Here is a 20789-nt window from a genome sequence, read left to right as displayed (position 1 = left end):
TATTTTCGTGCTGTTCCTAAGACTAAAATATTATGAAAAATAGCATCGTAACTTTTTTATTTCTAAGTCTGGTGATCACGGTTTTTTCTACCTGTGACCATGATACAGACCAGTTTGATGGCCCAAACCTGGTTGATCGCTTTGGTGAATTTCAATTAGTTGAGCCCTTGATGATCAACCGCACGACCGTGGATTTCTCGGCGGGCGAAGATGTACGCATGACTGCCAGGTTCAACAAGAGCGTCAATTTTACCATTCAACTCACAGGTACCGAAAGTGGTGCTGTGAAGTTGATCAATGGTTTTGACAACGCTTTGGATGAAACTAACGCCATTTGGAAAGGAGGTACCACTGAGCTCCCCTTCTTTCGGGAAGAACTGGTAGAAGTTGAGTTGATTATTCCTGAAGCTGGCCCCTTGATGCAAACGGGCACAGTGGAAATCGTCGGAACGAAAGTCTACGAAGGCAGCCTTTTCACTGATTTTGAAGCCGATCCACTGGACAACATCTTTTTTGGAAACTTCGAGTTTGAGCTCACCAATAACACCGGACGTAAAAACGATGGTTTGGCTGCAGAAGGAGATTGGTATTACTTTTTTGAAGGTACCGACAATGTTGTACCCAATTTCTTTGCGGGCTTGATTGATATCAAATCTACGATTACAGGTAATGCCTATGCCCCCATTCCTACTACCGTACCGGAAGAACTGTATTTCAACACCTTCCTTTATGCAGACGGTGGCCCACACGGGATTGCGGTCATCCAGTTCATCTATGACTCCAATGACACCGGTGCTTTTGAAGATGGCCAAGACGCTGCTTTTCAAATAGATGGTGACTATCCGCTCAACTGGGTAGGTTGGCGGCAATTCAGCCACACCATGGCAGATGTAGGCATGACGGAAGAGCAGGTAAGTAAAATCGTTGCCATCCGGGTACTGCTAATTTCGGATATGAATAGTCAACCGAACCCACCTTTACAGGTAGATTTTGGTATCGATTACCTCACTTTTACTGCCGGGAAAGCGCTTGAATTGTAAACCAGAAACCGAGAAGTTATGAATGTAGAGAAGCAAAATTCAAGCGGGCAATCCTCCATCTATACCCTGTTTCGTCATTGGGGGTATACAATGATTCTGGCCTTATGTCTGTTAATGTCTGCTTGTGGAATACAGTTTCAGGAGAATGCCCTTTACACAGGGGTAGAGCCAGAAGAAACTATCGTTCGGCCAGCAAGCATATCAATGGCGGTAGAGCCTATCATTTTCGATGAAGATGCCACCAATTTTTGGCTACCTACAGATATTACCTGTACCACAGGTGGTGTTGAAAGCAAAGTGAAACATTCTGGTAAGAATGCGCTGCTTATTGAGTGGGACCGCGACCCCAAAATCTGCGAATGGGCAGGCTTTGGTATTGGCTGGGATGATTGGGCAGGGAAAGACCTTTCAGAGGTTTTTGATTATGCTGCTATTCAGATGTATGCGCGCACCAAGAAAGGGAAAATGTTTGGCTTACCCACAGTATTAACGTTAGAAGACTACAGTGGTAACATGGCCTGGTCTTACGTCGGTAGCAGCTACTTTGAGCGCTATTATCTCGATGAGGAGTGGCAAAAAATAGAGGTCCCCCTGAACACCTTTGATCTGAACGAAGATGGCTTGGACATCACCAATATCAAGCAATTGATGTTTGAGTTGCAAGCCTCTGGCAGTATCTATCTGGATGACATCCAGCTGGTTTATTACGAAGCCAAGCCTAAGGAAATCTGGCTACCTAATGCGCCTACATCTGCACCGAGTATTAGCTACCCCGTGCAGCTTTTTGGTGATGAATTTATCAACAACAATGGCTGGGGTTTACTTGAAGATCATTGCCAAAACATTGAATTGACCAGTACGGCTCCAAGCCAAGGCGAAAAAGCCATCCATGCCACTTGGGACACCAGCAAAGACGATTGCTATCACGTAACGATAGGCGTTAGTTGGACCAACTGGTTTCCGGTAGACCTCAGTAGCGAAAAAGCTAACCTTTCCGTTAGTTTGGATATCAAAGGAAGCCAGGATTTACTGACCAAGCAAGCTGTCCGTTTTGGTTTTGAAGATTACGACCGAAAAACATCTTTCCTAAGCCTTGATGCCAGTATGCTGGAAGGAGGAACACTCACACCTGACCAATGGCAAAAAGTGCAGATTCCGTTTTCTGCATTCCCCGCTGGGGCCAACATTAAGAATATTAAACAATTCCTCATCCGCATGGATAAGGATGGAGAGGTGTATTTAGATAATATTCGTCTTGAAATGACGAATAGCTAAAACGCTTTTGTGCCTATCCTAAACCAGGGCTCGTTATCCAGCGAGTTCCGTTCAAAAAGTGCTGAAACACAATAGTAAACTTTCACAGATTTTGGCACCTCATTCAAAGCCTCCGATACCTTTGGGTATTCGGAGGCTTTTTTGTTCCTAGTTTAATCCCTCTGCTTATTATCCCCAATAGGCGCAAGCCCTGAAAACGGGCGTATCTCTGAAACGGCAAAGTTATCCCATTCAAATTCCTGAATCGTCAACTGGTGGATGTAATCATTGATGTCATCCTTTGGGGTCATCACTTGAGCGGTTTGCTTAAATGGAATTAAGATGCCATCAATATTCCTAAAATCACCAAAACGCACAGAGCCGTATAGAAAAGCAGGAGCAGGTTGCGGGTTATCTCTTGTTGTGAATGTCGTAGCTTCTATTAACCCCGATTTTTTGCCTATCCACAACAAATAATGGTCTGTATCTTTTGTGTTATCATTGCTCCAACTCACAAAAACCTTTTCCATCTCCTTTCCTTCCAATTCGCCTTTCCCTGCATATCGGATAAAGGGAGCATTGGCAAGGCGATTGCCCAACTCAATAAAATAATGGTAAGCAGCTAAGGTAAATATCTTCCCGCCGTCATCTTCGACTTTGGATTCATAACGATCACCTTTCTTTTCGTAATAATCCCAGGATTGGATGCCTGCCACAAAGCCTTTCTGCGCTCCCTCCAGCACTTCTACTTGCCCATCAAAATCATTCACACTAAACCGAAAAGCTGTTTTATCCTTGTTCCAACCCCAGGGGTTGCCCATTTCCCCCATCGTACCCTTCCAATCGTCTGTGCCAATCAACTTGTAGGTAGAAAATCGATGAATGCTATCCAAGCCTTGCTTTTTTATAGCTGTAGCTAATAAGTCGTTGGCGAACTGAATTTGTACCTCACCTTGAGTATTGTTTTTAATATCGGCAGTTCTCAAATCCGCTACCCAAAAAATGCTCATTAGTACAAATACCGTTAGAAAAAGTAGGACGATTCCTGACAAGATTTTTATTGATTTCCTCATGGTTTTATTCCCTCTGTTTTATGGTATAAAGACGTTTGCCCAAGATGATAAACATCATGTTGTGCTTCTAAAACAAAGGTACAAGCAGAATAACAGGAACAAATGGACTATCAGACCAGCTTTATGGAGACTTGGTTCAAGTAGCATGATTTGAGCGAAAAGTGCTAGGAGGAATACCTTCTTTCTTTTTAAAAAGCCGGGTAAAATAGAATGGATCATTAAACCCAACCTCGTAGGCTACATCGCTAATGGATAAATCGGAGACCGTTAATAACTCTTTGGCCTTCTCTAGCTTTTTAGCATTGATGTAATTGGAAGGGCTGTCGTTAAATTGTTTTTTGAACGCTCGCTTAAACGATGATAAGCTCATCTGACTCAGCTTGGCAAGTTCTTCCATCGACAAGTTCGAATACAGATGTAAGTTGACGACCTCTCGGAGTGTAGTCGTTCTGGTAGAATACAAATCAGTGATAAGTGCTAAAACAGACGCTACATTTCGGGTTTGCACCAACAGTAATATCAGCTCTTTGATCTTCAGCTCCAACAAATCGTCATTTACCAACGAAGGATTCTCGAAATAAAACGCTAAAGACTCAATAAACTTAGCAATCACCTCCTGATCTACGATCTGCTTCGTTGGAGCGTGGCTTGCTTGCTTTTCAATCAAAGCGGGCAACTCATTGATATAAAGCTTTCTCAAAATATCTGGGTATAAATGAATCGCAATGACTTCTACCTCTTGATTCTCTGATTTCTTGATAAAATCAATGAAATAGGTATCACATTTAAGTAATACGGCTTCTCTATCCGCCATTTGGAGATTGTCCTCCGAGGAAAGTACTTTAGCCCCGGTTCCTTTCATGTATAGGAAACAACCTTCATTTTGAAATACGCCTTCGTGTTTGAAAGGAGGTTTAACAACAACCTTTTCTATTAATACTTTGCCTTTGTATTTGAAAACCTGGCGGTTTAGTTTCATTTTCTTTAGGACTTACTGGACGTTTCGAGCCAGTTTAACTTTATTGATAACGATCCTCAGCTCCATACTGAGCTAGAATTCTGTTCTCTCTGATGTCGATTAAGTATATCCAATGCTCATTCAATTGACCTAATATACAATCGTCATTTAGCCTGACTACTTTGGGGCGACTTATCAATTTACTTCCTAGAATCGTGGCTCTTACTAATCCATGTTGCTTTTCAAGAGATATCATATAGTCATTCCAAGGATCAGATAATTCAAGATAATTATCATCCTTTAATCTGCATAAACCATAGCTTGAAATATCGTCTTGTAGTATCTTCCTAGCTTCTATTCCACTGGGAAATACCCCCTCATACGATCCCTCTTGAAAGCCCAGCACGGACACCAATTTTCTAACCGTTTGATTATATACCGTAGCAGATAAGGCAGATGTACCCGTCACCGAACACCCCATAGCTTTCCTCTCTAGTCTTGACTCGATGTCAATATTAGCAAATTGTACTGACGGTTCGCCAAACGATCTTATTCTTGCGTCTCCCCGAAAGTAATCGGCCGCGCCTTGGCCGATATTAACCAAAGCAAGAAATACAAATGGGTTTAAAAAAACGGCATATTTTGCCGTACTAGACTTTCGTACAAGTAGGATAATGACTGTCAACAAGGTTGTAAACACGGACACTGTTGTCAAAAAAAACATACAGGTAAGCCACGCACCGAACATTCCAAAAGCAAGAATTTTTCTTTCTTCTTTCTCCATAATTATTGGATTTAAAAGGCAGTCTACCTGATTGCAAAAAGCCTAAATTAGCTTTCCCCCTTTCTCAGAATTTTCACAATACGGCTATAAATAATCTCAGATAAATTCCAGTCGTAGCCCTCAAAATCAGTCGTATTTATAAACTGTACAACAACCGCATCTATATCTTCATGATATTCCGCAAGACTCTGATAACCAACAACTAACCCTCCATGCTTATACACGTAAATGGAGGAATAGATTTCCTTTTCGCCTTCCTTAAACACCGTGCCATCATTTAAGGCTCTCAAGAATATGCCCACATCCTCTGCGGTAGCTAACATTCCGTTTTCATTAGTTTTGAAGTCTTCCTCAAAGCCAACGTAATAGCCACTCATGACATCATCCATATTCACTTCGCTGAGCGAAAAAAACGTGTTATTCAGATCGAGTGGTACCAATATTTCTTCCTTGATATATTCATGATGGCTATAACCTAGTACCTTATCCATAATCTCACGAAGCAACAAATAATTCGTATTTGAATATTCATACCCTTTATCAGGTTTAAAACTAGCGGGTAAATCAAGGGCAAATTCAAGGGCCTTTTTGCCGTTTTCTTGTTCGTTTTCCCAATAAGCAGGGTTGTTGGTGAAATTGGGAATACCACTCCGGTGTTGCACCATCAACCTCAAGGTTATTTCTTCCGCATTCTCAATTCTATCTACCAATTCTGGATAGTAATCAGCAAGCGTTTCGTCTAAAGACAAGCGTTTATCCTTGGCTAATTTTGTAATAGCAACTGCGGTATACAACTTGCTAATGCTGGCAATTTTGAATAAGGATTTTGGGTCGGCAGGTATTTTGTTTTTTCGGTCTTTCCAACCGCCTGTATAAAATGCTGGTGGTTTTCCAGCTTTATCCACATAAACAATCATCCCATCAAACCCATGGCCAATGGCTTCATTGACTTGTTCTTGAACCGTATCTGGTAGTGGTAATATCCAAGCCTTTACCAAAATCCATGGTACAAAGAACATGGAAGTGATGGTTCCAACAAACAATAGGATTCTGATTATTAGAGTTCTTTGCTGCTTTGTCATTTGCTATTTCTTATTAAGATTCGGTGTTTAATCACTGTCCCTGCTGGCCTCTGAATTTTCGTTCCTCCTCGGAGTCTGAGAACTCCGAAATTTAGCCCCACAGCAAGTATCTCGTACTTTTCACCCTGTACCTTGAGGGCTAAGGCTGCCCAAACAAGACTCCACCCTTGACCTCACTACCTTATCGCTGAATCAACATTTTTGCAGCCTCACGTACGCCAGCATCTTTGTCCGTCATTTGCACCATATACAATCCCAGAGGTAGGTGAGCGATGTCGATTGTAGCTTTTTGTTCCAATCCATTTTGCGCTAGGATCAACTTTCCTTGCAAGTTAAAAATACGTAAATCAACCGGGCCTGTTCCATGCCATACAAGGTCAGCCTGGGCATTGGCAGGGTTAGGAGCAATTTCAATCAACTGACTTTCCGACGAAAACGGTAACTCAATAGTTGAAACGGCCTCATTGATATCCAAGCTCAATACGATCGGCAAATGATCTGACATATGATAAAGCGCTCTTAGCAAATCGAAAGGCACATTATCCACAGTGCTACAATCAATCAAATCCTGATTATAACACGTTCCATTGTTTCCCAATGCTTTATAACTGTCTGCTTGGTAAACGTACCTGGCGTTTGGATTCATCAACTGCTCAGACAACAGAATAAAATCAAATCGGTCATCAACACCTCCCCCGGAACCGTCTGCCAGGCTCGACAACCGTGTTGATTGAGTGAAAATTTCTTGGTTGGGGAAATTCGTACCTGCCCATCCAGGCATGTCTATCGGATCATGCAATGTATTCGTTCCATTTGGACTGAGCAACGATTCGTAAGCAGGTTCCCCGCCATAATACACATTAAAATCCCCAGCGACAATGATGTTACTTTCCGGCGGCAAAAGCGAAATATGATTATTCAATACTTCTACCATCGAAAGCCTCAATTGCTCATTGGTCGAACCTTGTGATGATTTTAAATGTGTAACATAAGTATGCAACAACTCTGTTGATGGCGTTCCATCTTCCTCCAAAATCCGTAGCTGAAAATAGTTGACATCCCGGTAAGGTGTCTCGATGGCCTCTTCACTGACTAATTCGAAAATGGCTTCATTGAAAATCAGATTCTGCTGAAGCCGCCAACTATTTGCAGGATTCGAAACTTGAGGAACATAAGTTCCTGCTTTATAATCGCCAAAAAGCGCACTGAGTTCTTCAGCAATACTTTGCAAACCTTGTTCACTCTTCAGTTCTTGTACCAACAATAAATCAGGTTCGTAGAAATCGAGTATTTTACTTAAAGTATCAATCCTGTTGACCATCTCTCCTTCTGGATAAATCAACAAGTTGTAACTCATTATTTTGATATCGCTTTGCGCAAAAAGCGACGCACCATAAATTACCAGCAAGAAGAAAATCAAATACTTTTTCATAAGTTCTTTAGTTCAAAGTCGGATAAACCCAGCAAATATTACAAAGATAACTACCGAAAGTAAACTGCCTGATACTCAGTTCTAAAAACAATAGCGGCAAGGCCAACTGGTCTTGCCGCTATTGTTTACAAAAACGCAGGTAGCGTTCCTTCTCTGCAAATGTCTCCTACTCTACCGTCACCTCCATCGCCGTCACCATCGCTACATTGAAGAAGCCAAGAGCCTTCGGCGCATCTGCTTCCAAGCCCACTACATTGGTAGGCGAATTGGCTACGGGGAGGGCGAAAATGGTATTTTCTCCATTGGTCATTTGCTCTCGGGCGATACCCAAAAAGCGAAAAGCAGAATTGGTGATAGCGTGAATTTCCACGCGAATTTCATCGCCGATAGCGTAAGGGGGAACAGAATCATCATCTTCCGTATCTTCATCCGGGATACGATTGATGGTCTCGCGAATAGGCGGAATGAAAACAATAGCATCCGTGCCGGAACCTAGATCAAAAGTACCATCAGCAGAGACATTCATCTCGCTGGGTTTGTTTAAAAACACACCATTTTTATAGGTCTTGATCCAGTAGGTATTGCCTACACCAGGTAGGTCGCGGGCGTAAAACTGGGCATAGATACCGGCGGGGAAACCAAGTTCCTCCTCACGAAATTCGTAGACGATAGAATCGACGGGGGGAGCAGGATTGAGCAGGGATGCTGCCTCGTAGTTCCAACTTTGATAACCAACACTGAGGGTAAACGCATCGCCTATGTCGCCGATCACTTCACCGGGCTGGGGCGTCCATTCGTAAGCACCATTGCCTTTGTGGGTAAAGGGAATCTGTGTGCCTTTGGTATCATTGATCAGGATTACAGTAGCATCAGTTACCGCTGGTGGTGCAGTTGCCTGAAAATAGTCTTGCGAAAGCGAAAGGTAGACGGTCTGGGTGGTATCCAGCTGGTTGAGCCAAGCATCGATTACCAGTTCTGACTTTTCGAAATTAGCATCGATGTCAACGACGTCCGTACAGCTGAAACTGGCCAGCAACAATAGAAAAGCGGGAATATATAAGAGCTTGTTCATGGTTCTTAGAATTTGAAGTTGTAAGCGATAGAAGGGATAAAGTTGCCGACCACAGAAAAACGTACAGCCTCAGTGGTAGCGGGCTGTCCTACGGGAATACGGTCGGAAGACTGCTGGAAATAAATAGAAAAAGGATTACGGCGATTGTACACATTGTACACCGAGAAGACCCAACTGCTCTGCCAGCGGCGCTCTTCATTGCGCTTACCTTCAAGGGTTGCAGAAAGATCAAGGCGGTGATAAGAAGGAATGCGTACGTTGTTACGGCTGCCATCGGTGATATGCGGAATGGTATAACCAGCCACCGTATAACGAGAGGTCGGGAAAGTAGCAGGTGTACCTGTATTGTAAACAAATACCGCACTGACAGAAAGGCGCTTACTGAGTTCGTAAAAAGTGGTTAGGCTGAGGTTGTGGGTTTGATCAAAACGATTGGGATACCATTCGTCATTGTTGATCCCTTCTACGAGGCGTTCACTGCGGCCCAGCGTGTAGCTGACCCATCCGGTAAATTTACCTTTGTTTTTTTGCACTTGCACCTCCATTCCGTAGGCGCGGCCGTCACCTTCAAGGATCTGGCCTTCAACAAACTCGTTGAGTACAAGGTCGGCACCGTCGATGTAGTCGACTTGGTGATCCATGTTTTTGTAGTAAAACTCAACGGACGTCTCGTAAGTATTGTCTTTGAAATTTTGGAAGTAGCCGATGGCAAACTGGTCGGCCATTTGTGGCTGCACATTGTTGGTACTCGGCAACCAAATATCTACTGGCGTAGAAGCTACCGTGTTGGACAACAAGTGAATGTACTGGGAGGTACGGTTGTAACTGGCTTTGATGGAATTGTCGGGGCTGAGCTGATATTTGATAGCTGCCCGAGGTTCGAAGTTGTTAAAATCCTGAATGCGTTCTCCTTTGCCAAAGCTCTCGATTCCGATCAATGGGCGACCATCGTTAGGGTTGAGGGCATCACCAAAAGTGTAGGCATTTCCTTTGCCCATGAGGCTAAAGTAAGACCAGCGTACACCGTAATTAAGTTGCCAGCGTTCGCCCAAGGTCTGCTCATTTTCTATGTATAAGCCACCTTCCAGCGCAAAACGTTCGTCGAGGCTGATGTCCTGGGTTTCACCATCACTGGAGATGAAAGCATTGGCGGGTTCAAAACGGTAGTTAATGGCCTGGCCGCCAAAGCGCAGGATATTCTTGGGTGTAATGTAATACGTGAAGCGCGGCTTGATACTCGTGTTCACGATTTTCGCCGTCCAGTCAAAGGCATTTTCGGCGGTATCGCCAAAATCGATGCTGTATTCGTAATTACTGTAATAAAGCGTGGTATTGGCAAAAAGCTTGTTGCTGAAGATGTGATTCCAGCGCAGTGAGGTCGTTTGGTTACCCCAATCGAAACCAGCTGCATCACCAAAACCGAAGTTGTCGCGACCAAAATAGCCCGACAGGAAGAACTGGTTATTTTCGTTGAGTTTGTAGTTGGTTTTGAGCGTGAGGTCGTAGAAATTCAGCGTGGTCTCCCCCAAATCATCATTCAGGAAAGGCTTGGCCAGAACATCAATATAAGAACGACGTGCCGCTACAATAAAGGAAGCCTTATCTTTTACGATAGGAGCCTCTACCGCCAAGCGGCTAAAGATGAAGCCTACACCACCATTTACGGCCAGTTTTTTGCTATTTCCTTCTTTCATTCTAACATCCAAAATAGAGGAAAGGCGGCCGCCGTAGCGGGCAGGAATACCTCCTTTAAACAGCTCTACATCTTTGACCGCATCAGGGTTGAAGACAGAGAAAAAGCCAAAGAGGTGAGCTGAGTTATAAACGGGAGCTTCATCTAGCAGCACCAAGTTTTGATCAATACTACCACCACGGACATTGAATCCGGTGGCTCCCTCCCCTACCGTACTGACGCCGGGTAAGAGCTGGATACTTCGCAATACTTCCACCTCACCTAAGAGGGCCGGTAGTTTTTTGAGCGTCTCCATATTCATGGAATTGGTACTCATTTGTAGGTCCGAAACATTACGATTTGCTGCTTCAGAGGTCACCACAACTTCTTCGAGTTGCTGGGCAGAGCCGCCTAACTCCAGCGAGAGGGTCGTGTTTTTGGTAAGCTCAATAGTTTCGAGAATGGTTTCGAAACCAACGTAGCTGTACTCCACCTCATAAGTAGCGGCAGGCAGCGTGAGAGAATAAAAGCCATATTCGTTGGAAGTAACGCCCTGCTGTAAAGAAGGCACATAGACGGTAGCACCGATAAGGGTTTCGCCGGTTTCGCCGTCGCTGATATAGCCGCTGAGGGAAAATTTTTCTTGCCCTTGCAAGGACAGGGTGCTCAAAGCCAGTGCAAAAAGCAGCAGACTAAGCTGAGTTAAGGTTGTTTTCATCGTTTTTTTGGAGATCGAGGTTAAAAACTATTCCAACTAAATTGCTTTGAGATCGCCGCTCCCAGAGGAGAAGCTAAATCAATTAAGTCAGGATGTACAGTTAATAGCATTCAGGCAGCAAAGGTTGACAGAAATTGTTGCCTAATTTCAGGTTTTCTACCAGTAGTAGCAACTATACAACCAACTGATGGTGGGAGTCGATGACCTCCACTACGTCTATTTCATTTATTTTCCAGTTATCTGTAAAAAATGGCACACTACAGGGAGGGAGTGGCCGGTTACCCCGATACACTTTTCGTAGATGGTTGAGCACTGTAAATTGGAGGATGAATCGTAGGCCAAGACAACCGCATTGGGGTTGTCAAGGTCACGAAAGACATTATTTCTTAGGGGAGATAATATTTTATTTGGGAGGGGACCGATAAGCGTCCCCTCTTCTTTTTGGGTGATGTCGTTTTTTGTGCAACTCCCTATTTACGGTACATCAGATAGCCGGCTATCAAACTCACCCCACCTAATACCATATAGAGGATGGCAGTTGTTTGTCCTGATTCATCACTGGCGTTGATATCCAGGCCAAGAAAGGAAACGGAGGCGGTAGATTCCTGGAAAGTATTGATACCCATAAAGGCGAGCGCAATACCTGCTACAATAAGCAGGATGGGAAATAGCTTTTTCATAATTGTAGTGTGGTTGGTTTGACGTTGAAACTTCCACTTTTGAGGAATTGTTCGGTGACCGGTGTTTTCATATTACTTTGACAAAGGCTCTATTATGTCAGGTAAATTAGTGAATTTACCATGTTTGGCTAGCCCCTTATAATCCCTTCTATTTTCTTATATGGTTCAAAACCTTAGTGTGCCTTTAGTGGTTCTAAAAACCTCACACCTATCGGCGATCCTCTACCCTAGATAGTTTTCCGCCCTCGCTGCCGGGGATACTACCCGGAGCTTGCAGGCTTATTTTCATGGACAGCCCGATGGTATTTTTAATCTTTTGTGAAAGCGCTGCCGCCAAATCCGGGTTGGCCGCATCCAGACCAGGAGCCACTTCTACCTGTACTTCCACCTGATCCATCGTGCCTTCTCTGGTGACGATGAGCCGATAATTAGGGACTAAGAAGTCCATCTGCTCAATGACCTCTTCGACTTGGGTATAGAACAGGTTTACGCCTCGGATAATGAGCATATCATCGGCCCGGCCTTTGATGGCCGCCATCTTGATGTGGGTGCGTTTGCCATTGGGATCGTAGTGTAGGCTGCAAATGTCGTTGGTCCAGTAGCGAAGCAGGGGAAATGTCTGTTTGGTGAGGGTGGTAAAAACCAGTACACCCTCTTCGCCGTAAGGCAATGGTTGGCCGGTTTCTCTGTCTACAACTTCAGGAAAGAAATGGTCTTCCCAGATGTAGCTGCCTGTACCCTTTTCATCGACATCTTCCTGGGAAACACCCGGCCCCATAATTTCGCTAAGGCCATAAATATTGGTGGCGCTGACCTGCAAACCTGCTTCTACCTGCTGGCGAATAGCTTCTGTCCAGGGTTCAGCACCGAGCACCGCGTAACGGGTACTCAGGGTAGCGGGATCAATACCGCGCTTGGCGCACTCGGCAGCAAGGGTTTGAGCGTAAGAAGGTGTACAACAAATTACCTCTGGCGAGAAATCCTGAAGGATGGTCAATTGCCTATCCGTCATGCCACCAGACACCGGGATAACCGCCATCCCCAAGCGTGTAGCACCACCGTGCATACCCAATCCGCCGGTAAATAAGCCATAGCCGTAGGCATTATGAAGTCGCATACCGGGGCGGGCACCCGCAGCGACCAGCGACCGCGCAACGACCTCGTTGAACACCCCCAGATCGTGCTGATTGTAACCCACGACGGTGGGTTTTCCTGTTGTACCACTAGAAGCGTGGATACGGCGAACTTCCTCCATTGGCGTCGCAAACATTCCGTAAGGGTAATTATCACGCAAGTCTGCTTTTCGCGTAAAAGGCAACCGGCGCAAGTCTTCGATACCTTTGATATCGCCAGGCATTAGGCCTGCTACCGTGAACTGCTGACGATAGAAAGGTACCTTTTCGTATAAGCGGTTAACGAGTGCTCGTAGGCGCTCGCTTTGCAGTTGGCGAAGCTTTGCTAGCGGGAGGGTTTCTATGGAGGGGTTGTAGAGCATTTCTTTGGTTGATGATTGTTTGTTCATAGTTGATAGTATGCGGGTGACCTTGCAGTAGCGGCATCATACCACTACGTCTCGATGCCGGGTTTAAAGGTAGAATGCTGCCTTTCTGAGAGCGTAAGCTAAAAAACGTTTCCCCCCTTACACCCAACCAACTTTTACACTCTCCTAATCCCCGACAGCCACCACTTCGATTTCGATTTTAGCACCCGCGGCAAGGGCTTCTGCGGCGAAGGTGGTGCGGGCCGGCTTTTGAGGAAGGTACGTTTTGTAAACTTCATTAAAAGCGGCAAAATCGTTGATATCATCCAGGATAACCAGCGCTTTGACGACATTAGCCATACTCATATCATGCTGCGCCAGGACGGCTTTGATATTTTCCAGGCACTGGCGGGTTTCGGCCTCAATGCCGCCTTCTACCAAAGTGCCTTTGGTGTGGTCTTTCCCAATTTGGCCAGCCAGAAAGTAGAGATTATCTACCTGAACGATGTCGCTGTAGGGAGCATTGACTTTGCTGGGTTCGTGCGTGGGATGAAATATAGGAGGCGATTGTTGTTCTTGGATCGCCGAATCCTCCTCATTATTGGTAGAGCAACAACAGCCTACTAGTAAAAAAAACACGCCAAGACCTAACCAATAACGATAGTTTAAGTAGCTCATATACAAGGAGGAATTAATATAGGAATGATCTAAAATTACAAAATGAGGCGCTCATGCAGGTGTAGTGTGCTAGTAAAACTGTTCACTTTCTATCCTTTTGCAAGGGCGCGAGAGTTGCTGGCGGTTATCATTTTCTATTGACCAGTATTCCTCTAATAGCGAGGAATAGCAAATAGTCATGGTCATCTCTTTCATTTTTTGCTCTAACAACCGGGTTGCAGGGGTCCAATTTACAGAAAACAAGGTAACCTCCTCACCAGGGATGATCATTTTTTTGTTGACTGTATTTGATACAAGTGCTTCGTAGCCAAACTGCAAGCTATCTGGCAACTGGGCCTCAATAATCTCCAACCAATTTTTATAGTAGCGTTCTCCATCGAAAACCTGTACACTATTGATTTGTGCCAGACCAATACCACTATTACGCAAATTAATCGCAAAACCTTCTGTGCTGTAGATTTGGCTTAACGAAAGGTGAGGATACATAGACACTTGCTGCTGCTGGCGCATAATACGCACCTCTTGGAAAGAAACGATCAGGGCACACAAACTGATAACTACTGCAGAAATAGCAATGAGAAAATTGGTATCGACTTGACGGAATTTTTGCCAGAGGTTTTTCATTTCGCTGGAATATCTATTTCAACAATAATACTAAAATCCAACAAGAAAGGCCGTTATCACCTTACTGATGACACCACTTAAACATGACTAGCGTACCAGAGACGCCTCGCACAGGCATTCAAAACAGGAGGACAACAAAACCACAACAGGCTGCCAATCAAATATTTACGACAAAACCACTAGATATACGACCCTCAAGTGGGAGGGACCCACCCAGCTGCCAGGTCGCCAAATCCACCCCTTGGCCTCACGGCCATTAGGGACGTGCGCTTACATCTGCTGTCATAACAACAGCAGCCAAACAATACGCTAAAAAAATTCCTCTGAATGCCTTATCGACTAAATAAGGGTAATGACCTATGATTATAGAACCCGGGAGTCAAGCCAGTTCTTATCACAAAGATAGTTTTTTTTTGTTTTTAAATAAAAAAATACAAACAAAAAAATTAATCCACCAACCAACTCACCAAGTTCCTTAGCAACTGCACATTCTCTTTAGCCAATTCACTATTCATTCCTACTTTTTGCTCGCGAGGCCCCGATAATTGAGCCGAAAACATAGCTGCTTCCCCACTCNNACACCTTGCCTTTCTCATAAGGAAAGTAAGCCAACTGCTGCCAACCTGCACCAGGTTCATACGGAGTACTATCTTCAAATTGCCAGGCTATCGTAGGGCTTAGCAGCGTAAAATCTTCATCCAACGCTACCACCACCGAGGACGTAGCTGGTGCTTTAAAAGCACTACCGGTGAAAGTAACGACCGTTGTAATGTTATCCGTCACTCCTACCCTGCCCAAGGTACCTTGTTTGTGGGTAAAACGATCTGCATTGCGCCGACGGTTATCCATCGCAAAACAATTGAGCCACGCTACGCCAAAAGCAGCTGCCAAGTCTTTGGCAGCCCCACCAAAAGGCATATGATCTGCAATCAGGAAAAGGCTGCCGCCCTCAGCAACCCAGTCTTTTAATGCAGCAATCTCTTCTGTTGAAAAAGCACTCGGACAAGGGTTGCTCCAATTGCCTACATTGCTTTCATGTAACGGATTTGCAATCACATACACCGCGCATTCTTTTAGTACGGCAGACGTAATCTCTTCCGGCTGATCAGCCAATCGATAGCCATCCGCAGCCAATACATTCCCAAAAGCTACGTATCTCCCTGCCAGGGTATGAAAATTATTATGGCCAGCATCCACGTAAATCAATGGGCCGTCTTTATCCGGATACGCCATTTTCTCTATCACAAAAAAAGTGCTCGTATCTGGTATTTGCTGAGCATTGGCATTTGTCAAAAAAACGATACTCAAACAAAAAGCTAAACTTGCTATTCGGGTAATCATGCTACAGTGAGTTTAATGAACGACACAATTAACTAATTTTTTAGTCAAAACTTCACATTCTCCGTCCCGCTTGCAGTCAATAATAGCAATTTTGCATTCAAACCATTAATGCGCATCTTCGCTGTAACGAAAAAACAGCTGACATGCGATTATTACTCTTTTGCTTCCTCACACAATTCAGCATCATGGCCCAAACCACCAATACGGTGTCCGAACCGCTTCGCTCTGAGCCTCCTTTAAGGGTTGGGGTAATCGGCCTGGTACACACGCACGTCCACTGGATATTGGGGCGAGAAGATCAGGGAGACATTGAGATTGTAGGCATTGTAGAGCCTAATCGTCAGCTAGCCGAGCAATACAGCCTACAACACGGCTACTCTATGGATCTTGTTTACAATACCATCGAAGAAATGGTTGCCGCCCAAAAACCTCAGGCCGTCACGGCTTTCAACACCATCTACGATCACCTTTCTGTAGTTGAATATTGTGCTCCGCGCGGTATTCATGTTATGGTCGAGAAGCCTCTGGCCGTCAGTTGGGAGCATGCTCAACAGATGGCTGCACTCGCAGAAAAACACAATATCCACCTGCTCACCAACTACGAAACCTCTTGGTATGGTAGCAACGAAGAAGCCTACAACCTCTACCTCGAGCAGCAGGCCATCGGCGATCTTCGGCACCTCAATTTCTATACCGGCCACCCTGGCCCCATCGAAATTGGCTGCAACCCAGAGTTTGTAGAATGGCTGGTCGACCCTGTTCTTAATGGCGGTGGTGCCCTCACCGATTTTGGCTGCTATGGCGCTAATCTTACCACTTGGCTCACGCAGGGAGAGGTGCCCGTTAGTGTTACCTGCATCACCCAGCAAATCAAACCCCACCGGTATCCTGAGGTAGAAGACGAAGCGACCATCATCATTACCTACCCAACAACTCAGGTCGTCATTCAGGCTTCCTGGAACTGGTCACACAACCGCAAAGAGATGGAAATTTATGGCACCCACGGTTACATCTTCTGTAAAAACGGTACCGATATGACCGTCATGAAGGAGGAAGCCAAAGGGCCACAAGACCACCAAGCTGAACCGCTTTCACCAGGCTTACACGATCCTTTTGCCTACCTGTCTCAGGTCATCCAGTATGGCTACGCCGTAAATCCTTGGGACGTTTCCGCGCTGACCAACAACCTCCGGGTTATGCAAATCCTAGAGGCCGCTAAAGTATCCGCCCAAACGGGTAAAACAGTGCAGTGGGCCGATTTTTTTGGTTCTTAATGGTGTATTTATTTGGGGCCATGCCTTCCTTTTGCGTGATTGCCCTCCATGTAGGCATAAACTTCGATGATCTCTTCTAATTGAAAACCCGATCTATGCTCAATGCTATGGCTTTGGTGACAACGGCATCCATCAGCACCTGAGTAGTACCGTTGGCCAATAAACAAACTTAAGATAAAAGCTTAATCCACATTAAGAAGAAAGGAAAACTACCGCCCCGCTATTTTTTTGCGAATCTTACTCAAAAACTCCGGCGTTATCCCCAGGTAGGAGGCAATCTGGGTATTAGGTAGGCGATTGCTTAGGTGAGGATAATTCGCTAAAAACTGTAGGTATCGCTCTTGAGCCGATGAGCTAATATTTTGTAATAATCGGCTTTGTAATTCCACATACTTATTTTCGGTCATTACCCGAAAATTTCGGTCAAATTTCGGGTAATTAACAAAGAAGAATTTCAAATCTTCTTTCTCAATTCTCACGATCAAAGAAGGTTCTACCGCTTCAATGTAAAGCATACTAGGCTTCTCGGAGAACAAACTTCCGAGATCCGTCATCCACTCATTTTCGGCAGCAAATTGGAGGTTGTGCTCAGTTCCATTCTCGTCTACACTGTACATCTTCAGGCAGCCCTTTACCACAAAATTGTAATGCCGACAAACATCACCTTCCTGTAAAACAAACTGCCTACGCTTTATTTTACGCTCCTGTGTCCGCTCTACAAGTGCATTTTTCTCTTCTTCTTCTAACGCTAAGAATTGATCAAAATAAGTAATGAGTTGCTGCTTCGGCATGATTTTGTATTAAAGCAATGATGGAGAGTAAGTGCCAAAGTAACAAAATTCTTAAGCTAGTTTAAGCTTATTTCTTAAACTAGCTTATAGGCACCACCTCTCTTTTCGGCCCACCTTTGCAACAACAAAAAACAATACAATGCTAAAACAAATGCTTTGGGTTGCTGCAACAATGATACTGTCATTTACCAGTTGTGAAACAGCCCCTGCCGACAATAATTCTTCCACTCAAAATCAGATAACTATGAATAGTTCTCAGGAAAAAGCCGCCATCAACGAACTTCTTTTTGCTTACCGTGATGCGCTCAACGCATCAGATATTGGGGCTATATTAGCACTTTACGCAGACGATGGCATCTTTATGCCTACCGGAGCACCTACCTCTATTGGACAAAAGCAAGTTAAGAGTGCTTATGAATTTGTATTCAGTAATATTCAACTCACCATTGAATTTCAAATCGATGAAATTGAACTGACTGGAGATTATGCTTTTGCCCGTACCACCTCACAAGGCAGCACCCTCATCCACGCTACAGGGGCAAATGTTGCCGAGGAAAATCGCGAGCTTTTTGTCTTGCAGAAGATACAAGGCCAATGGAAAATTGCTCGCTATATGTTCAACAAAATGCAATAGAGATATCGAATAAAGCGCACTTTATACACTCGCCGCAAACCCAGCCTAACAGCATGGCCGGTAGGCAACCTACGCAGTGAAAGGACCTCACTATCAAAACAATATGGGCAGGTAGAAGTGATGTTAGCACTACCTTTACCTGCCCATTTACTTGTCATATAACTCTAAAAAGGTTATTTTTTAAACAACCCCGCCACAAAAAGGACTGCTACCGCGCCTACTGTAGCCGTAATGAGAGACCCCGACAGCCCACCACCAGCAGAGATACCCAACTGTCCAAATAACCAACCGCCAACAGCACCACCAATGATACCGAGGATTATATTGACGAGCAGCCCAAAACCGCCACCTTTCATAATCTGACCAGCCAACCAGCCAGCAACGGCTCCAATAAGAATAAAGTACAGAAGACTCATAGTTAATGTCGTTTTGTTTTGATAATTCAAGTTTACCTTGCTTAAGGTAAGGATTTTAAGACAACTGCTGAGATCATTCAATAACCAAAGTTGCTCCATCCTCCGGAAGGCTGACTTTATGCAGCACTCCCTGCTCCTCTAGCACCTCTCGTAATTGTTGCCTGGTAGTTGGACAATGATTCAAGGCCTCCAAATGATTAATGATAACCTGCCCCGGAGCATTACGCACAAATTGAATAATATCTTCTATCGTCATCAGTAGCGGGCTACCTATATCCAACTGGGCAGTACCACCAGCTAAAATACTTACTGCTGGCCGAGATTGGGTCAAGACCTTTTCTACCGCTTTGGTATAAATAGTATCTGCACTAATGTAGAGCGTAGGTGCCCCTGGTAATTCTAAATAAAAACCCATCACATTACCCATTGGGGCTGCAATAAAGCCGTAACCATGTCGGGCAGGTATTCCTGTAACAAACCCACCTAAAGCTGATGCTTGCTCACCATATGCAAGCGATAAACTGACCGACAGTCCTCTCTTTTCAAATGCCTTAGCATCCTTATTACTACAAATCACAGGTATTTGCTGATCGCGTAAAAAGGCAATGCCTACGTCATCAATATGATCGGGGTGCTGGTGTGTAATTAAACAGTGTGTTACTTTCGCTAGCAAAGCATCGCTACTCTCTGGCAGGTTAACTAGCGGATTCCGGCGAGCTTTAAATCTAAACAATGTAAACGGCAAGAGCGATCCTCGTTTCCCCAGCATAGGGTCTACCAGGATATGAAGTGGCCCTGATTCAATAATGAGGGTTGCGTTCCGTAAGTGATGAATCTTCATGGCAAGTGGTTTTTACTTCTCAGATAGGTATCAATAGGAAAGCAAAACTACCTGGACTTAACTTCTAATTCATTGATTCAAATCAAGAAATAAATCATTCTATGCTATCTGATTTTACCTCTTATTCTGCTGAGCGTTTCTGGAGTGACCCCTAAATAAGAAGCGATATGGTATTGAGGTATCTTTTGTAACCAGTTGGCCTTTTCCGCTGCTATTTGTTGATATAATTCTTCTGGTGTTTTCGTCAATCTACGGTACATTGACTTTTCTTTTTCTGCTAATAAGCGCTCAAAAGTCCTTTGTACAATTACTCCTCCACATTCATACTTTTCTAACAATTTTCGAAAGGTGTTTTTTGCCATTACACGTACCTCTATCTCCGTCAAGCATTCCTGAAATTTAAAAGTAGGAATGTCTCTATTAAAAGCCGAGAAATCTGTTACAAACTGAGGACCATCATAGAAATTAATATTACTCTCCTTTTTATCGCTTTGATAATATTCTCGAACAACGCCTTTATTTAAAAAGCATAGTTCCTGTACTTTTTGCCCCGCGCTTAACAATAGCGACTTCTTTTTGTAATATTTTACTTCAAAACTAGCCATAAACTCTTCCAGTCCTTCCTGATGAAAGGGAAATTCCTTACGGAAAAAATCAGCTAGCTGGTCCTTCATAATATATTGAATAGGGAAACCCTCTAAAATTATTGACAAATATACATAGTGTTGTATCAATCGCTGAATAGAAAATGTAGCGCTCAGGGTACTTAGGGCTCGGCGAAGAATAATCATAGAAAACAACTGCACTTGTTAAGCAATATCCTAAAAAAGTAAAGCGGACAGGTGGTACTACCTGTCCGCAATTACTATAAAGTCATCATCTTTAAATTCCTAAAACATTATTTTACAGCAATCATCTGCTTCGTAGCAGTAAACTCACCGGCAG

General features: G+C 44.2%; 19 protein-coding genes. 4 read left to right on the top strand and 15 right to left on the bottom strand.

All coding sequences use genetic code 11. The annotated features are described in order from the left end of the window. Positions 1 to 32: 32 nt before the first annotated feature. Positions 33 to 1040, top strand: coding sequence for a hypothetical protein (locus ACRBG0_RS20805; protein WP_431488774.1), 1008 nt, complete (start codon positions 33 to 35; stop codon positions 1038 to 1040). An 18-nt stretch (positions 1041 to 1058) separates the two neighbouring features. Next, a complete protein-coding gene (locus ACRBG0_RS20800) occupies positions 1059 to 2315 on the top strand; it encodes a hypothetical protein (protein WP_431488773.1) in 1257 nt (418 codons plus the stop codon). Positions 2316 to 2467: 152 nt separating this feature from the next. Here ACRBG0_RS20800 and ACRBG0_RS20795 read toward each other — a convergent pair whose 3' ends face one another. The 11 genes from ACRBG0_RS20795 to ACRBG0_RS20745 all read right to left on the bottom strand — a co-directional run bounded on the left by ACRBG0_RS20795 (position 2468) and on the right by ACRBG0_RS20745 (position 14547). After that, positions 2468 to 3367 (bottom strand): hypothetical protein, encoded by a 900-nt coding sequence (locus ACRBG0_RS20795; protein WP_431488772.1) that lies wholly within the window; start codon positions 3365 to 3367, stop codon positions 2468 to 2470. A 136-nt stretch (positions 3368 to 3503) separates the two neighbouring features. Next, a complete protein-coding gene (locus tag ACRBG0_RS20790) occupies positions 3504 to 4346 on the bottom strand; it encodes a helix-turn-helix domain-containing protein (protein WP_431488771.1) in 843 nt (280 codons plus the stop codon). A gap of 40 nt (positions 4347 to 4386) precedes the next feature. Then, complete coding sequence (locus ACRBG0_RS20785; RefSeq protein ID WP_431488770.1) at positions 4387 to 5109, bottom strand: hypothetical protein; 723 nt, start codon at positions 5107 to 5109, stop codon at positions 4387 to 4389. A gap of 47 nt (positions 5110 to 5156) precedes the next feature. Further along, entirely contained in the window at positions 5157 to 6191 is a 1035-nt protein-coding gene (locus ACRBG0_RS20780) for a serine hydrolase domain-containing protein (RefSeq protein ID WP_431488769.1), read from the bottom strand. Between the two features lie 181 nt (positions 6192 to 6372). Then, positions 6373 to 7623: a T9SS type A sorting domain-containing protein gene (locus ACRBG0_RS20775; protein ID WP_431488768.1), complete on the bottom strand. Its 1251-nt coding sequence runs from the start codon at positions 7621 to 7623 to the stop codon at positions 6373 to 6375. A gap of 166 nt (positions 7624 to 7789) precedes the next feature. Next, positions 7790 to 8695 carry a DUF4249 family protein gene (locus tag ACRBG0_RS20770; RefSeq protein ID WP_431488767.1) on the bottom strand — a complete coding sequence of 302 codons (906 nt, stop codon included), beginning with the start codon at positions 8693 to 8695 and terminating at the stop codon, positions 7790 to 7792. 5 nt (positions 8696 to 8700) lie between these two features. Beyond that, complete coding sequence (locus ACRBG0_RS20765; RefSeq protein WP_431488766.1) at positions 8701 to 11085, bottom strand: TonB-dependent receptor; 2385 nt, start codon at positions 11083 to 11085, stop codon at positions 8701 to 8703. Positions 11086 to 11555: 470 nt separating this feature from the next. Further along, positions 11556 to 11765 carry a DUF3185 family protein gene (locus ACRBG0_RS20760; protein ID WP_431488765.1) on the bottom strand — a complete coding sequence of 70 codons (210 nt, stop codon included), beginning with the start codon at positions 11763 to 11765 and terminating at the stop codon, positions 11556 to 11558. 208 nt (positions 11766 to 11973) lie between these two features. Beyond that, positions 11974 to 13260 carry a phenylacetate--CoA ligase family protein gene (locus ACRBG0_RS20755; RefSeq protein ID WP_431488794.1) on the bottom strand — a complete coding sequence of 429 codons (1287 nt, stop codon included), beginning with the start codon at positions 13258 to 13260 and terminating at the stop codon, positions 11974 to 11976. Between the two features lie 171 nt (positions 13261 to 13431). Then, a complete protein-coding gene (locus ACRBG0_RS20750; RefSeq protein ID WP_431488764.1) occupies positions 13432 to 13923 on the bottom strand; it encodes a RidA family protein in 492 nt (163 codons plus the stop codon). A 69-nt stretch (positions 13924 to 13992) separates the two neighbouring features. Beyond that, positions 13993 to 14547, bottom strand: coding sequence for a hypothetical protein (locus tag ACRBG0_RS20745; RefSeq protein ID WP_431488763.1), 555 nt, complete (start codon positions 14545 to 14547; stop codon positions 13993 to 13995). 1484 nt (positions 14548 to 16031) lie between these two features. Here ACRBG0_RS20745 and ACRBG0_RS20740 point away from each other — a divergent pair. Further along, positions 16032 to 17162 carry a Gfo/Idh/MocA family protein gene (locus ACRBG0_RS20740; protein WP_431488762.1) on the top strand — a complete coding sequence of 377 codons (1131 nt, stop codon included), beginning with the start codon at positions 16032 to 16034 and terminating at the stop codon, positions 17160 to 17162. 209 nt (positions 17163 to 17371) lie between these two features. On the opposite strand, the gene ACRBG0_RS20735 is transcribed toward ACRBG0_RS20740, so the two are convergent. Beyond that, the gene (locus tag ACRBG0_RS20735) at positions 17372 to 17953 is read right to left on the bottom strand and encodes a Crp/Fnr family transcriptional regulator (RefSeq protein ID WP_431488761.1); all 582 of its coding nucleotides are present in this window, start codon (positions 17951 to 17953) and stop codon (positions 17372 to 17374) included. A gap of 139 nt (positions 17954 to 18092) precedes the next feature. Between ACRBG0_RS20735 and ACRBG0_RS20730 the strand changes: the two genes are divergently transcribed. Beyond that, positions 18093 to 18587, top strand: a complete 495-nt coding sequence (locus tag ACRBG0_RS20730; RefSeq protein ID WP_431488760.1) for a YybH family protein — start codon at positions 18093 to 18095, stop codon at positions 18585 to 18587. Between the two features lie 173 nt (positions 18588 to 18760). Here ACRBG0_RS20730 and ACRBG0_RS20725 read toward each other — a convergent pair whose 3' ends face one another. The 3 genes from ACRBG0_RS20725 to ACRBG0_RS20715 all read right to left on the bottom strand — a co-directional run bounded on the left by ACRBG0_RS20725 (position 18761) and on the right by ACRBG0_RS20715 (position 20557). Further along, complete coding sequence (locus ACRBG0_RS20725) at positions 18761 to 19003, bottom strand: GlsB/YeaQ/YmgE family stress response membrane protein (RefSeq protein WP_431488759.1); 243 nt, start codon at positions 19001 to 19003, stop codon at positions 18761 to 18763. Positions 19004 to 19076: 73 nt separating this feature from the next. Then, positions 19077 to 19844, bottom strand: coding sequence for an MBL fold metallo-hydrolase (locus tag ACRBG0_RS20720; RefSeq protein WP_431488758.1), 768 nt, complete (start codon positions 19842 to 19844; stop codon positions 19077 to 19079). Between the two features lie 104 nt (positions 19845 to 19948). Then, positions 19949 to 20557, bottom strand: a complete 609-nt coding sequence (locus ACRBG0_RS20715; protein WP_431488757.1) for a Crp/Fnr family transcriptional regulator — start codon at positions 20555 to 20557, stop codon at positions 19949 to 19951. Between the last annotated feature and the right edge of the window lie 232 nt (positions 20558 to 20789).

The sequence above is a fragment of the Lewinella sp. genome (genome assembly GCF_050633125.1).
Lineage (GTDB): Bacteria > Bacteroidota > Bacteroidia > Chitinophagales > Saprospiraceae > Lewinella.
Note: the sequence above shows the minus strand (reverse complement) of the source record. Positions and strands in the feature narration are given on the sequence as shown.